General features: G+C 72.4%; 14 protein-coding genes and 1 tRNA gene. 9 read left to right on the plus strand and 6 right to left on the minus strand.

Annotation, left to right across the window (positions count from 1 at the left end; translation table 11 throughout):
* The first annotated feature begins 634 nt into the window (after positions 1-634).
* Both BD833_RS12150 and BD833_RS12155 read left to right on the plus strand, forming a co-directional pair.
* A complete protein-coding gene (locus tag BD833_RS12150; protein ID WP_166533410.1) occupies positions 635-1690 on the plus strand; it encodes a hypothetical protein in 1056 nt (351 codons plus the stop codon).
* On the plus strand, positions 1687-3630 hold the full coding sequence (locus BD833_RS12155; protein ID WP_166533411.1) for a hypothetical protein: 1944 nt from the start codon (positions 1687-1689) through the stop codon (positions 3628-3630). Before BD833_RS12150 ends, BD833_RS12155 begins: the two co-directional genes overlap by 4 nt.
* Before the next feature lie 257 nt (positions 3631-3887).
* On the opposite strand, the gene BD833_RS12160 is transcribed toward BD833_RS12155, so the two are convergent.
* The 5 genes from BD833_RS12160 to BD833_RS12180 all read right to left on the minus strand — a co-directional run bounded on the left by BD833_RS12160 (position 3888) and on the right by BD833_RS12180 (position 6390).
* Positions 3888-3975, minus strand: a tRNA-Ser gene (locus BD833_RS12160).
* A 10-nt stretch (positions 3976-3985) separates the two neighbouring features.
* Complete coding sequence (locus BD833_RS12165; protein ID WP_243737619.1) at positions 3986-4450, minus strand: nucleoside deaminase; 465 nt, start codon at positions 4448-4450, stop codon at positions 3986-3988.
* 82 nt (positions 4451-4532) lie between these two features.
* Positions 4533-5180, minus strand: coding sequence for an HAD-IA family hydrolase (locus tag BD833_RS12170; protein ID WP_166533412.1), 648 nt, complete (start codon positions 5178-5180; stop codon positions 4533-4535).
* The gene (locus BD833_RS12175; RefSeq protein ID WP_166533413.1) at positions 5177-5680 is read right to left on the minus strand and encodes a tRNA adenosine deaminase-associated protein; all 504 of its coding nucleotides are present in this window, start codon (positions 5678-5680) and stop codon (positions 5177-5179) included. The genes BD833_RS12170 and BD833_RS12175 overlap by 4 nt, the downstream gene beginning before the upstream one ends.
* Entirely contained in the window at positions 5677-6390 is a 714-nt protein-coding gene (locus BD833_RS12180) for an O-methyltransferase (protein WP_243737620.1), read from the minus strand. Before BD833_RS12180 ends, BD833_RS12175 begins: the two co-directional genes overlap by 4 nt.
* Here BD833_RS12180 and BD833_RS12185 point away from each other — a divergent pair.
* Together BD833_RS12185 and BD833_RS12190 are read left to right on the plus strand one after the other, a co-directional pair.
* A complete protein-coding gene (locus BD833_RS12185; RefSeq protein WP_166533414.1) occupies positions 6389-7345 on the plus strand; it encodes a prephenate dehydrogenase/arogenate dehydrogenase family protein in 957 nt (318 codons plus the stop codon). The genes BD833_RS12180 and BD833_RS12185 overlap by 2 nt on opposite strands.
* A gap of 56 nt (positions 7346-7401) precedes the next feature.
* A complete protein-coding gene (locus BD833_RS12190; protein ID WP_166533415.1) occupies positions 7402-7635 on the plus strand; it encodes a DUF2630 family protein in 234 nt (77 codons plus the stop codon).
* Between the two features lie 15 nt (positions 7636-7650).
* On the opposite strand, the gene BD833_RS12195 is transcribed toward BD833_RS12190, so the two are convergent.
* On the minus strand, positions 7651-8871 hold the full coding sequence (locus BD833_RS12195) for a PucR family transcriptional regulator (protein WP_166533416.1): 1221 nt from the start codon (positions 8869-8871) through the stop codon (positions 7651-7653).
* A 311-nt stretch (positions 8872-9182) separates the two neighbouring features.
* On the opposite strand from BD833_RS12195, the gene BD833_RS12200 reads away from it, so the two are divergent.
* The 5 genes from BD833_RS12200 (at position 9183) to BD833_RS12220 (ending at position 14353) form a co-directional block, all read left to right on the plus strand.
* Positions 9183-10052: an ABC transporter ATP-binding protein gene (locus BD833_RS12200; protein WP_208092618.1), complete on the plus strand. Its 870-nt coding sequence runs from the start codon at positions 9183-9185 to the stop codon at positions 10050-10052.
* The gene (locus BD833_RS12205; protein WP_208092619.1) at positions 10045-10809 is read left to right on the plus strand and encodes an ABC transporter ATP-binding protein; all 765 of its coding nucleotides are present in this window, start codon (positions 10045-10047) and stop codon (positions 10807-10809) included. The genes BD833_RS12200 and BD833_RS12205 overlap by 8 nt, the downstream gene beginning before the upstream one ends.
* A 36-nt stretch (positions 10810-10845) precedes the next feature.
* Positions 10846-11730, plus strand: coding sequence for a branched-chain amino acid ABC transporter permease (locus BD833_RS12210; RefSeq protein ID WP_166533417.1), 885 nt, complete (start codon positions 10846-10848; stop codon positions 11728-11730).
* A 2-nt stretch (positions 11731-11732) separates the two neighbouring features.
* Positions 11733-12917, plus strand: a complete 1185-nt coding sequence (locus BD833_RS12215; protein WP_166533418.1) for a branched-chain amino acid ABC transporter permease — start codon at positions 11733-11735, stop codon at positions 12915-12917.
* An 89-nt stretch (positions 12918-13006) separates the two neighbouring features.
* Positions 13007-14353 (plus strand): ABC transporter substrate-binding protein, encoded by a 1347-nt coding sequence (locus BD833_RS12220; RefSeq protein ID WP_243737621.1) that lies wholly within the window; start codon positions 13007-13009, stop codon positions 14351-14353.
* Positions 14354-14490: the final 137 nt, after the last annotated feature.

The following is a 14490-nucleotide window of genomic DNA, read 5'->3' on the forward strand; positions in this document are numbered from 1 at the left end:
AGCGGCGCGGCTGCGTACATCTCGCGCGCATGGCGGGTGATACCGGCGGTTGCCATGAACCTGACCCAATCCTTGACCGCACTCGGCACAGGGCCGTCCAGCGTCAGCAGGATCTGTTGCGTCAGCGCGATTTTGCTCGCTGCTGGTCCGATCTGACGCGCCTTGACCTGGACTTTGAGCCACCGTCAGTTCCTATCGGAGGACTCATGTTCGGCTGACGATTGCTGCCGCGAATCGCCGGGTGACGATGGTTCCAGGTCATCCGGACGGTCCGGGGGCCACAGGACCAGGGAGTCGAGGTGAGGGACATGGAGCGCATCAGGCGACTAGGGAGCCAGCCACCCGCCTACCTCGGCGAGCCAGGGCGTTGCAGACGCACCTGGAAGGCGAGTCCGCGTCTCGGCTGAGAAGCCGCCAGATGGGCTCGCTCACGGCCCCCGGAAGGGGGTGGCCCGATGGCCGCGATCCCGATGGCCACGTTCTTGCTGGTCACGTTCTTGTCAGTGCCTCCTGGCACGTTGCGCGCGTGCACCTCCAGCGCCCCAACTCGCGCCGTTGCAGACCCAGGTCGGGTCTGCCGGACGCGCGCGCTCGTAGTGGAGGCAGCGCCCCGGCTTGATGACCGGGAGACGCAGTGGCAGCGCGCGAGTACGACGACGAACCGTGGGTCCCAGACGAATGGGACGGCACCCCGGACGTGCTGCCCGACTGGTGGCTCGTCGCGGCAGGTGACGGCATGAAGCCGTCAGCGGAGCAGATGGCGGCGCTCGTGGCGGCGCACGGCCGGATCACCCGCTTTCGCGGCGACAAGATGTCCCAGACTGCGGCGGTCTTCGTCCGCTCGGTCGTCCGCGACGTCCTCTACGCCGCGCCACAGCCGGTGACCCGGCACTGGGTCAACTACAGCCTGACCGTCGTCAGCGGCCTGGTCCGCATGTGCGAGGACGCAGGCATCGCCCTGACCCGGCAGCGGGTGTTCAGCGAGCGGACCCGGCAGCGGTTCCTCCATGTGGTGTGCGCTGATCACGTGGACATGGCGCAGGCCGGATACCGGTCACGCCTGGACGTCATCTCCGGCGCTCTCTCCCGCTCCGCGCAGGTCGCCGCGCTCACTCGCCCAACGATCAGCGCTGCCGACGTTCTCACCCCGTACAGCGCCGAGACGATCGTCGACGTGCGGGCGTGGGTCGGCGGGATCCGCCCGGCGACTCGGCGTCAGCGGACTGCGGCGATCCTCGACTTGGGTCTCGGGATCGGCGCTCGCCGCCGCGACGTAGCCGTCATCCGAGGCTGTGACGTCAGCCGCGACGCGACTGGTGTGCACGTCACCATCGGCGGCACTTCCCCGCGCACCGTCACGTGCCTGGCGCGTCACGAGGACAGCCTGTGGGCGTCGGCGCAGCAGGCTGGAGGGAACCTGATCGTCGCCCCCACGATCGCCCGCCTCAGCGAGAATCGGTTCCAGGAGTCGGTCAACCAGATCAACGCGCTGCGCCCACCCGCGCCGATCATGCTGCGGCGGTTGCGCAACACCTGGCTCATCGAGCACCTCGCGGCTGGGACCCCGCTCAACGTGTTGCTCCCCGCCGCTGGGCTGACCACGGCCGCGCACCTGATGGACCTGCTGCCGCACGTCCCGGCCGCCGTCCCAGCGGTCGCCGTGCAGGCGCTTCGCCGGAGTGCCCGGTGAGCGCGCCGACGCGGCAGAAGGCGCTGCCCCAGAGGATTCGCAAGAGCACTGCTGCGCCGAGCATGACGGTCGAGAAGTTCCGCGCTCGTCTGGCCGAACTCGGCGGGCAGGAGTGGCCGGATGAGCCGCTGGACCACGAAGGCGAGGTGTGGCGCAGCAGCGGTCCTGAGAGCCACCTGCCCCAGTTCACCGACAAGCACGTCGAGTGGGTCATTGCCTTCATCGAGAAGACGGGGCTGCCCGCGTTCTTCAACGACAAGATCAACGCGGGGAAGAAGAAGGCTGGTCGTCCGGGCCGGGTCTCAATCCTCGGCGTCCTGGTCGCGCTGTGGCTCTGCGCCGAGACCGGCCGGGGCATGCTCGCGCTGCACATGCGCGACGTGCTGTTCCACCAGATCAGCCCGGCCATGCAGGACAAGATCGGTATCCGCGCGGACGCCGTGCCCAGCGCCCCGGACAAGCGCCTCGCCTACGACCTCAGCAGCGTTGCGTGCGTCAGCCGCCGGTTCCGGCTGATGCTCAGCCACATCGACCCCTCGCCGCTGCCCAAGAACCGGCGGATGGCCTGGGAGGACCTCGACCGCCTCAAGCGCGACCTCGCGGTCGACGACATGGAACGCCTTCAGGCAAGCCTCGACTGGGTCTGCAACCAGATGCTCGAAGCCGCCTGGCGCACCCTGCCCCGCGCGGTCCGCCGCCAGTACCGGGGTAACGCCTGCATCGACGCAACGCCCATGAAGGTCGGCGTCCGCTCCTACAACGCCACCGTCTGCGCGTCGGACCCCGACGCTGGCATCTACGTCCGCGACGGTGACCACGCCGACCCGTCCGACAAGGACCAGCCCGCCGTCAAGGGCAAGGCCAAGCGGTTCCAGCGCAAGAACTCGGTCCGCTTCTTCGCCTACGACGTGCACCTCATCGTGGCCGCCGACACGCGGCCCGGCGTCAAGCAGCACCTCCCGTCCGTGCCACTGGCGATGACCGTCACCCGCCCCGGCGAGGACCCCGCCGGGTCCGCGCGCCGGATGTTCGCCTCCGCTGAGCAGCGGAACCACCCCACCGGCTACCTGTCCGGCGACGCCCTCTACAGCAACCAGAACGAGGCCGAGTACCAGATCCCCGCGCTAGCGGCCGGACGCAAGGTCGTCATGACCTACACCGACGCTCAACTCGGCAATCAGGGCAGTCACGCCTCCGGCGCCCACCTGATCGAGGGCTGGTACTACTGCCCCTCCATGCCCGCCGACCTGGTCAACGCCACCGTCGACTACCGCGCCGACAGGATCGATCACGCGACCTGGCAGCAGCGCATCACCGAGCGGCAGCACTACCGGATGCGCCGGGCGGAGAAGGTGAACGCGCGCGGGTACGAGCGGTACCGCTGCCCCGCCGCAGGCGCCAACCCCATCGCCGTCTGCCCGTTCAAGGAACGGTCGGAGAACGAGCGCGCCACCCGCCAGGCCGACCAAACGACCGTCGATGCCCGCATCGAGATCGATCCCAGCAACGTCCCCACCGACGACAACGGGGTCCGCCCGCAGGTCTGCCGCCAGGAGACCGTCAGCATCCACGTCACCGACGACGCCAAGTTCCGGCAGAGCCTCCAGTACGGCACCGAGGAGCACTACTCGCTCTACAACCTCATGCGGCAGTCACAGGAAGGCGAGCACGGGCGCGCCAAGGACGAGGCGTACCAGGGCCTCGGCTCCCCCAGCCGCCGCCGCATGCGCGGACGTGCCGTCCAGAGCCTCTTCGCCGCCTTCCTGCTGGCCGCCGCCAGCGTCCGCAAGATCGACACGTTCCTCAAGAAGGCGAAGGAACCCGACGGACCCGGCGGCGCCATCTTCGTCTTGAAGCGCAGCCCTGGCCTGCGCAAGAACACCTGGCATCCCGACCTACCAGACAGCCCCGATCCGCCGGAACTCGCGCCAGCCGCGTAAGCGCGGCAGCAGCGATAAACAACTGAAGATCATTGCCCTCAGCCGGTCCACGCTCCTAGTGGATCGGCTAGGGGTGCGTCCGGCGGGCGCGACCGCCTCATAGGAACGGCTCCGCGTCGGGCCGCGACAGCGGTTGAAGCGCTCCCAACCGGACCTGCGGCTTCACCGCCGGACCGGCTTCGGCAAAGAAAAGGGCCACCGGCGGAAGTCCTACCGACTTTCGTCGGCGTTTGGACGGACTTCCGTCGGTGGCCCGCTGGCGGTGGCGGTGGGATTTGAACCCACGGAGGCTTGCACCTCACACGCTTTCGAGGCGTGCTCCTTCGGCCGCTCGGACACGCCACCGCCGAAGAGACTACAGGCCCCGCTGACGGCGGAAGAAGGCACGTAGCAGCGCGCCGCACTCCTCTGCGCGGACCCCGCCGGTCACCTGCGGCCGGTGGTTGAGCCGGCGGTCGCGGACGACGTCCCACAGCGAGCCGGCGGCGCCGGCCTTCGGGTCGTCGGCGCCGTAGACGACGTGCTCCACCCGGGACAGCACACTGGCCCCCGCGCACATCGTGCAGGGCTCCAGCGTGACCACGAGGGTGCATCCGGACAGCCGCCAGCCGTCCCCGTGCGCCTGCGCGGCCGCGCGCAGCGCCAGCACCTCGGCGTGCGCGGTCGGATCGCCGCGCTTCTCCCGCTCGTTGGCCGCCTCGGCCAGCACCGCGCCGTCCGGCCCCAGGACGACGGCGCCGATCGGGGTGTCCCCCCACTCCTCCGCCGCGGCCGCCAGCTCCAGGGCGCGGCCCATCGCGGCGTCGAGATCGGCGGTCACCGGGGTGTTCTCTGCACAGTCGGACTCTGCTTCGCCGTGGAAGCAGAGTCCGACCTTCCGGGGAGCAGGTCCTGTCCTCGGCTCACGCGGCGGCATCCAGGGGGAAGCCCACCAGCTCCGACAGCTCGGCCAGCGCCACGGCCGGGTCCACCACCTTGATGGTCGCGAAGCCGAGCGCCCGCGCCGGCTTGAGGTTGATGCCGAGGTCGTCGAGGTAGGCGCAGTCGGTCGCCTCGACCCGGCGGCCCACGGCCTCGGAGAGCCGGTCGAGCGCCCGCCGGTAGATCTCCGGCTCCGGCTTCCGCACGCCCTCGACCGACGACTCGACGATCGCGTCGAACAGGCCGAGCAGGTCGCCGAGCGCGCCGGTCCGCTCCATCGGCGCCACGTTGTTCGACAGCAGGCCCACGGGCAGCCCCGCCTCGCGCAACCGGCGCACCGCCGCGACCATGGCCGGGCGCAGCTCGCCCCGCAGCCCGGCGAGCACCCGGGACGCGTCGATCCGGTGGCCGGCCGCCGCGGCCTCGGCCTCGAACGCCGCGGAGAACCCGGCGACGTCGAGCTCGTTGCGCTCGTACCGGGCCCACGCGTTGGTGTCGGGGTCGGTCGAGTTCAGCTGCCGGATGAGGCCCTCGGGCAGGCCGGCCCCGCGCTCGTAGGCGGCGAAGGCGCGCATCGGGCTCTCGGTGATCACCCCGCCCAGGTCGAACACCACCGCCGACACCGTCACGGCGCCACCGCCGCGGCCAGCTCGTCGGCGAAGCCCAGCCGGGTGGCGATCCGGGCCACCATCTCGGTCGCCCACAGGTCGTCAGCGGTCACGATCGGTCGCAGCTCCTCGGCGGGCAGCCCGTCGTCGGCGAAGATGTCCAGGTCGCCGCCGGGCCAGCCGGTCTCGTCGTCGTCGAAGGCGCCCTCGGTGTCGACGCCGATGCCGTAGCGCTCCACCACCTCGGCGGCCAGCACCCACTCCAGCATGGTGGCGTCGGAGATCAGCGCCCGCACCATGCCCCCGGGACCGTGCCGCAGCGCCACGAAGTACAGCCGCGAGTCGACGACGAGCACGACCGGCGGCGGCCAGCCCCCCGCGCCGGGCTCCCCCAGCGCGCGCTCGAGCACCGGCAGCTCGTCACCGGCGTCGGCGGCCAGCAGGTCCACCTTCCACCGCTGGCCGGCGCGGGCCACCCGCACCGCGAAGCTGCCCGGGCCCTCCGGTCCGGCGGCGGTCATCGCTTGCGCAGCACGGTCAGGCCGTCGGCGATGGGCAGCAGCACCGTCTCCCACCGCGGATCGGCGGCCAGCGCGGCGTTGAGCTCGGCCAGTGCCCGGGCGTCGTCGTCCCGCGGATCGAGCACCCGGCCCTCCCGCAGCGTGTTGTCCAGCAGCACCACCCCGTTGGCGGTCATCCGCGGGTGCAGCTCGGCCACGTAGGCGGCGTAGCCGGTCTTGTCCGCGTCGACGAACGCCAGGTCGAAGGTCTCCTCCGCCGGCAGCGCGCGCAGTGACGCCAGCGCCTCGCCGAGGCGCAGCTCGATCCGCCCCGCGACCCCGGCGCGCTCCCAGTGCCGCCGGGCGACCGCCGTCCACTCCTCGCTGCGGTCCAGGCAGAGCAGCGAGCCGCCCTCCGGCAGCCCCTGCGCGATGCAGAGCGCGGAGAAGCCGGTGAACGTGCCGATCTCGATGGCCGTGCGGGCTCCCACGGCGGTCGTCAGCAGCCGCATGAGCACGCCCTGCTCAGGGGCGATCTGCATCGTGGCCGACGCCTCGCCGCGCTCGGCCATCTCCGCCGTCTCGCGGATCAGGTCGGCCATCACCTCGTCGACCGGGTCGGACGCGGCGCGGACGTACTCCGCGAGCTCCGGGGTGAGCAGGAACGAGCGGGGCGTCATGGCGCGTGGGGCGGCAGGAGCGGGCAGGTCGGCGTCATAGCCTCTGATCATGGCCGATGCCGCAGGTCCCCGGGACACCTCCGCCGGTGCGCCGGCCTTCCCGGTGCCGACGATGCCCGCTCCCCCGGTCGGCGTGGTGGGGCTCGGGCAGCTGGGTGGGTCGCTCGCCGCGGCGCTGGCCGCCGGCGGCCGCGAGGTGTCCGGCTGGGACGTCGATCCGGCCGCCCGGGACGCCGCCGCCGCGCGGGGCGTGCGGATCACCCGCGAGCTCACCGGCGTCGTCGTCCTCGCCGTGCCGCTGCCGGCCATGGCGACGGCGCTGGACGGGCTGTCGGTCGACCCCGACGCCACCGTCACCGACCTCGGCTCGGTCAAGGTGCCGGTGCTCGAGGCGCTCACCGGCGCGTTCGGGAGCCGCGTCGTCGGTGGCCACCCGATGTGCGGCACGGAGCGGTCGGGGCACGCCGCCACCGATCCGCACCTCTTCACCGGCGCGCGCTGGGCGCTCTGCCTGGAGCCCGGCACGGAGCTGCCGCGCTGGCTCCGCGTGGCCGAGGTGGCGCTGGCCGTGGGCGCCGAGGTGGTGCCGGTGACCGCCGCGGAGCACGACGACGCGGTCGCCGCGATCAGCCACGTCCCGCACCTGCTGGCTGCGGCGCTGGCCGCCGCGGCCGACGACGCCGGGCCGCTCGCCCTCGCGCTGGCCGCCGGCAGCTTCCGCGACGGCACCCGGGTCATGGGCAGCGATCCGGCGTTCGTGACCGCGATGGTCGAGGGCAACGCCGGGCCGACCGCCGCCGCCCTGGCCCGGGTGCGCGCGCAGCTCGACCGCCCCTGGCCCGACCTGGTCACCGCCGGCTCCGCGGTGGCCCGCCGGCCGACCGGACGGCGCACGGTGCGCGTGCCGCTGGATCGCGCCGCGCTGCTGGCGCTCGGCCGCGCCGGCGGGGCGGTGCATCGGCGGCTGGCGGCGTTCGTCGAGGGCTGGGTGCCCGGACCCGGCTGACCCGGGCGGCGGCAGGGCGCGGTTTCGGGCCCGCCTCCCCGGGCACGGAGCACGGCATGGACGAGGACGACATCCTGAAGCGCATCCACAGCCTGGTGGACGAGGAGCACGCGCTGCGCGACAGCAGCGAGCACACCGACGAGACCCGGGCCCGCATGAGCAAGGTCGAGGCCGACCTCGACCAGTGCTGGGACCTGCTCCGGCAGCGCCGGGCCAAGCGCCAGTACGACGAGGACCCCGACGAGGCCCAGCCGCGCCCCGAGCAGACGGTCGAGACCTACCTCCAGTAGCGGGCGGGCCGGTCGCTAGGCGGAGCGGCGGACCGGCTCCCCCCGCTCGGTGCCCAGCAGGGCCAGCTGCCACAGCAGCCGGGAGCGGGGGTCGGTCAGCTTCCGCCCGGTCACCGACTCGATCCGCCGCAGCCGGTGCATCACGGTGTTCCGGTGGCAGTACAGGGCGTCGGCCGCGCGGGTCGGCGACCCGTCGGCGGCGAGGAAGGCCGCCAGCGTGTCCAGCAGCACCTCCCGCTCGTCGCCCGGCAGCTCCAGCAGACCGCCGAGCGACTGCCCGACCAGCCGCGAGGAGATCTCCGGCGAGTTGCTGAGCAGCGCCTCGGGCAGCCGCTCGTCGATGCTGACCACCTGGGCGGCGCCCGCAGGCAGCGTCCGCACCGCCGTCTCGGCCAGCCGGTAGGCCGCGCCCACCCCGGCCGCGCCGTCCACCACGTCGGACACCCCCACCGGCCCCCGCGCCGCGCTCCGCAGCACGGCGAGCACGTCGGCGGTGCGGCTGGCACCCAGCACGACCACGGCGACCCGGGCATCACCCCGGTTGCCCCACACCGACCGGAGCCCCCGCTTGAGCAGCACCTCGGCGGGGGTGGCCAGCGCCGGGCCGCCGTCCGGCCCGGGCAACGCGACGACGGCCATCAGCCGCCCGTCGAGCGGCATGCCGAGCAGGTCGGCGGCGGTGCGCACGAACGCCGGGTCGCTGCCGCGTCCCTCCAGCAGGCCGTCCAGCACCTGCTGCCGGGCGCGGGCGTCCACGCCGTCCAGCCGGCGCTGCTCCTCGCGGTACCCCTCGGCCAGGGCGCCGCACTCGGCGTCGTTGGTCCGCCACACCGCGCCGGCCACCTCGAGCAGGAGCGTGTCGTTCTGCCCGGTGGCGTCCCGCGACACCGCCAGCAGCGTCTCCCAGGTGACCTGCCCACCGAGCCGGTAGGCGCGCAGCACCGCTTCCAGCGGCAGCCCCTGCGCGGCCCGCCGGCGGCCCACGGCGCGCGCCGAGGCCAGGTGCGGGATGCCGTTGCCGCCGGCCGCGGCCATGAGCGACCGGAGCCCGCCGGCCAGGTTCGTCCGCGTGGAGGCCCGCAGGTCCTGCTCCGACTCCTCGACGAGCTCGCGGTACGCGGGCTCGGTGCGGACGAGCACGTCGACCATGCGATCGGTCATCGCGTCGACCTGGTCGAGCAGCCGGGGGGCCAGCTGCGCGAGCCGCGTCGCCACCTCCGGGCGGAAGGGCTGCACTCGGTCACCTCCTCGGACACACCGCTGACAGCACAACACGACGACCCGACGACTGTGCGTTCAGCCCATTGTGAGTGCGCGCACAGCACGGCAGGGTCGGCGCCATCCAGTCGTGACCCAATCGACGCCCGCCGGGGCCACCAGCCGCGGCCGGCCAGGTGCGACGCACAGCACAACCTGACCCGGGCATCGCTGTGCGGTCAGCCCATTGTGACCGGGGACACCGGCAGGCACTCTCAGCGGGACGTACTCCGAACCAGACCGCCGCCGTCCGGAATTCCGGCCGGCGGCCTCGCCGACGCAGAGGAGCAGTGGGCCCCTTGGCGCAGCCAGCCGGCAGCCAGCGCACGAACGACTCGACGCCCACCTCCCGGCTCGAGATGACCGGGATCAACGTCGCCTTCGGCGGCGTGCTCGCCCTGACCGATGTCTCGCTGACCGTGGAACCCGGCCAGGTGCACGGCCTCATCGGCCCGAACGGCGCGGGGAAGACCACCCTGTTCAACGTCGCCTGCGGCCTGGTCCGGCCCAGCTCCGGGCGGATCGCCTGGCGCGGCGAGGAGATGCGCCGGCTCAAGCCCAGCAAGCTGACCTCGCTCGGCATCGCACGCACCCTGCAGGGGGTCGGCCTCTTCCCCGGCATGACCGTGCTGGAGAACGTCATGATCGGCGCGCACCGGCACGCCCGCGCCGGGTTCTTCTCCGCGCTGCTGGCACTGCCCACCTCGGACAAGGACGAGCGCCTGCTGCGCGAGCGGGCGATGCGCGCGCTGGTCGAGCTCGGCGCCGGCGAGTACGCCGGCCGCTACCCCGGCTCGCTCCCCTACCCGGTGCAGAAGCGGGTCGCGCTGGCCCGCGCGCTGGTCTCCGAGCCCGACCTGCTGCTCCTCGACGAGCCGGCCAGCGGCCTGTCGGAGGACGAGATGCACGAGCTGGGCGACCTGATCCGCTCGGTCGTCGGCCGGATGAGCGTGCTCCTCGTCGAGCACCACATGGACCTGGTCATGCGCGTCTGCGACCGGATCACGGTGCTCGACTCCGGCAAGCAGATCGCCGCCGGCACCCCCGCCGAGGTCCAGAACGACCCCGCGGTCACCGAGGCCTACCTCGGTGACGCCGTCGACGCCGACGCCGACGCCGCGGAGCTCACCCACGCCGAGGGAGGACGCCCCCATGCCTGACACCCACGGCAGCACCGCGATGTCCGCCGCCGGCGGCACCGCCACCACCACCCGGCTGCTCGAGGTCGAGGGGCTCACCTCTACCTACGGGCCGGTCCGCGCCCTGGACGGCGTCTCGCTGTCCGCCGAGGCCGGCCGCATCACCGCCGTCCTGGGCGCCAACGGGGCCGGCAAGACCACCCTGCTGCGCACGATCAGCGGACTGGTCCGGCCGGTCGCCGGCCGGGTCGTGCTCGACGGCGAGGACATCACCAAGGCGCCGGTCGAGTCGATGGTGGCCAAGGGCATGGCGCACGTGCCCGAGGGCCGCGGCGTCATTTCCGAGCTGACCGTCGACGAGAACCTGCGGGTCGGGGCACTGTTCCGCGGAAAGGTCGACCGCAGCGAGTTCGACCGGGTCTACGACCTGTTCCCACGCATCGCCGAGCGCCGGAACAACGCCGCGCACACCCTCTCCGGCGGTGAGCGGCAGATGCTGGTCATCGGCCGTGCGCTCCTGGCCAAGCCCCGGGTGCTGCTGCTCGACGAGCCCTCCCTGGGCCTGGCCCCGCGGATCGTCGCGCAGATCTTCGGGCTGCTCCGCCAGCTGGTCGACTCCGAAGGGCTCTCCGTGCTGCTCGTCGAGCAGAACGCCCGGAGCGCCCTGTCGGTGGCCGACGTCGGCGTCGTCCTCAACCTGGGTCGCGTGGTCGTCACCGACTCCGCCCGCACCCTGATGGCCGACGAGGACCTCCGGCACGCCTACCTCGGTTTCTGACCCTCCCCCGCACTGCCAGGAAGGCATCCCACTGTCGTGGACTACTTCGTCAACGTGACCCTCACCGGGCTGACCCAGGGCATGATCTATGCCGCGTTCGCCCTGGCCCTGGTGCTCATCTGGCGCTCGACCCGCATCGTCAACTTCGCCCAGGGCTCGATGGCCGCGGCCACCACGTTCATCGCCCTCGCCCTCATCCAGGCCGGCGCCTCCTACTGGGTGGCGCTGATCGTCGCCCTCGCCTCGGGCTTCGTGCTGGGCGCGATCGTCGAGCGGGTCATCATCCGCCCCGTCGAGGGCGGCCCCGAGCTCAACGCCGTGATCGTCACCCTCGGCCTCTTCGTCGCGATCCAGGCGGGCATCGCGATCATCTTCGGCTCGTCGTTCCAGTCCTTCCCGACGCCGTTCGGGGTGCGTGGCTTCGAGGTCGGTGACACCACGATCCCGCTGACCCCGACCAGCCTGTACATCATCGGCTCGGTGCTGATCGTGATGGCGCTGCTGGTCGCGCTGTTCCGGTTCACCCGGGTGGGCCTCGCCATGCGCGCCTCGGCGTTCAGCCAGGAGGTCGCCCGGCTGCTCGGCGTCAAGGTCGGCGGCATGCTCACCCTCGGCTGGGGGCTCGCCGCCGTCGTGGGCTCGCTGTCGGGCCTGCTGATCGCCGGTGGCACGTTCGTCTGGCCGGCCTACATGGACGCGCTCATCGTGTTCGGCTTCGTCGCCGCGATCATCGGCGGCCTGGACTCGCCGGTCGGGGCGATCGTCGGTGGCCTGATCCTGGGCCTGGCGCTGAGCTACGTGAGCGGCTACGCCCCGCGCGGCAGCGCGCTGGTCAACATCTCGGCCCTGGTCATCCTGATCGTCGTGCTGCTCGTGCGACCCGGCGGCCTGTTCAGCAGCACCACGGCTCGGAGGGCATGACCATGAGCGACCTGCAGAGCCCCGCGTCCACCGGCCAGGCCGGCAAGGCCACCGACGAGCCCCCCGTCAAGGCCACCGCCGGCGGCGACGCGCCGTCGGGGCCGGCGGCGACCGGCCGCACCTTCCTGCCGCAGTCGACGCTGCTGCGGCACCTGCTCGTGCTGGCCGTGTGCGCCGTCCTGGCGGTGCTGGCCCTCGAGCTGAGCAGCCCCTATCAGAACTCACAGCTGGCGACGCTCTCCTACTACGCCATCGCCGCCGGCGGGCTCACCGTCCTGACCGGGATGAACGGGCAGATCTCCCTGGGCCACGGTGCGCTCATGGCGGCCGGCGCCTACACCACGGCGCTGTTCCTCGACGCCGAGGAGCCGCTGCCCCTGCCGGTGATCCTGCTGGCGGCCGTCGTCGTGGCCACCGCGATCGGCGCGCTCGTCGGCGTGGCGGCCGCCCGGCTGCACGGCCCCTACCTGGCCGGCGCGACGCTCGCGCTCGCGGTCGGGCTCCCCGGCCTGGCGATCTACTTCCACGACATCTTGGGTGGCGAGCAGGGCATGCGGGTGCGCGCCCCGCAGGCGCCGGAGTCGTTCGAGAGCTTCATCGACGCCGTCTCCGGCAACTCCGCGTCGAGCACGAAGTGGCTGGCCTACGTCGGTGCCATCTGCCTGCTGATCACCTACTTCTTCCTCGCCAACCTGGTGCGCAGCCGGATCGGGCGCACCTGGCGGGCGGTGCGCGACCAGGAGGTCGCCGCCGAGCTGGCCGGCATCAACCTCGGTGCCTGGCGGGTGCTGGCGTTCGTGGTCAGCGCCGCCGCGGCCGGGCTGGCCGGTGGCGTGCTGGCGATCGTCGTGCGCCTGGCCGCGCCCAGCGGCTTCACCATCGTGCTCTCGCTGGCGCTGCTCACCGCGATCGTCATCGGTGGTCTGGGCAGCCTCTTCGGCGCCCTGCTCGGCTCGGCCCTGCTGGTCTTCCTCCCGCCGTTCGTCACCAACCTCGGCGGCGACCTCGGGCTCGACCAGACCGAGGCCGCCCAGCTGGCGCCGTTCGTCTACGGCGTCGTGCTGATCGTGGTGATGATCTTCGTCCCGGCCGGCCTCGTGGGCACCATCCGGCTCCGCTGGATGACCCGGAAGGCCAAGCGGGCGATGGCCCGGGCCGGCGCCGACGACACCGGCAGCAGGCGGTGAGGGCGACCCCTTCGACGCGCCGCATCCGGCCGCTCCACCCCACCCATACTCCCGGGCACCGATGCCCGGGCCGCACCAGAGGAGAACTGTTGTCCAGATCCTCCCGTCGTCTCCTGACCGCGGTCGCCGCGGCCACCGTCGCCTCCACCCTCGCCGCCTGCGGCGGCGGTGACGAGGGCGGCGGCGGCACCAGCGCCGAGGGCGGCGAGAACGAGGCCTCCGACATCGGCGTCACCGAGACCTCGATCAAGCTCGGCGCGCACTACCCCCTCACCGGCGTGGCCGCCCCCGGCTACAGCGAGATCCCCACCGGCGTGGCGGCCTACTTCGAGTGCCTGAACCAGGAGGGCGGGGTCTACGGCCGGGATGTCGAGTTCGTCTACAAGGACGACGCGTACAACCCGACCCAGACCGCCCAGGTCACCAACGAGCTCGTCCTCGACGAAGAGATCTTCGCGATGATGAGCGGCCTGGGCACGCCCACGCACAGCGCCGTCGTGGACTTCCTCAACGACGAGGGCGTGCCCGACCTGTTCGTCTCCTCGGGCTCGCTCCTCTGGGGCGAGAACCCCGAGGAGTACCCGATGTCGTTCGGGTGGCAGACCGACTACGAGAGCGAGGGCAAGATCATCGGTGAGTACATCGCCGAGAACTTCCCCGACGCGAAGGTCGGTCTCTTCCTCCAGGACGACGACTTCGGCGAGGACGGCGAGGCCGGCATCCGCCAGTACATCGACGACCAGATCGTCGCGGCGGAGCGGTACACCCCGGGCAACACCAACGTCGGCCCGCAGATCGCAGCGCTCCAGGCCGCCGGCGCCGACTTCGTCGTCGGCTTCAACGTGCCGAGCTACACCGCGCTGTCGCAGCTGACCGCGCTGCAGCTCGGCTACGACCCGCAGTGGTTCTACTCGAACGTGGGGTCGGACCCGACGCTGGTCGGCGGTCTGCTGAACCGCTTCAGCGAGGGCAAGGTCACCGACGCCGCCCTGCTGGACGGCGCCCTGACGACCGGCTACCTGCCGACCGTGGACCAGACCGACAACCCCTGGATCCAGGAGTTCTCCCGGATCTGGGACGAGTGCGGCGGCGAGGGCGAGCTCACGAACTACCGGGTCTACGGCATGTCGCAGGCCTACACGATGGCGCAGGCGCTGCAGGCGGCCGGCCAGAACCCGACCCGCGAGGGCCTGGTCGAGGCGGTCGAGCAGGCCGGCAGCGAGTGGGAGGGCCCGGTGTTCGCGCCGTTCCGCTACTCCGAGGACAGCCACATGGGCACCAGCGGCATGAGCATCGAGCGGATCGTGGGCAACGGCTCGGAGGTCGTCCAGGAGGTGCGGACGACCGACATCGGTGACGCCCCGATCGAGGAGTTCGACCAGGAGCCGGCCACCCCGCCGGCGAACGCCATCCCGGACGAGGAGGCCGTCAACTAGGCACGGACGCTCCCACGGGAGCTGTACCACCGGCGGGCCGCCGGTCTCCTCCGGGAGACCGGCGGCCCGTCGGCGGTTCCTGCCCTTATTACTTCGAGGCCGAAGTGTGTGCGGTGTTGATCTCCGGGTAGATGTCC

Origin of the sequence: Blastococcus xanthinilyticus, from assembly GCF_008124835.1 — a bacterium.
GTDB classification, from domain to species: Bacteria; Actinomycetota; Actinomycetes; order Mycobacteriales; family Geodermatophilaceae; genus Blastococcus; species Blastococcus xanthinilyticus.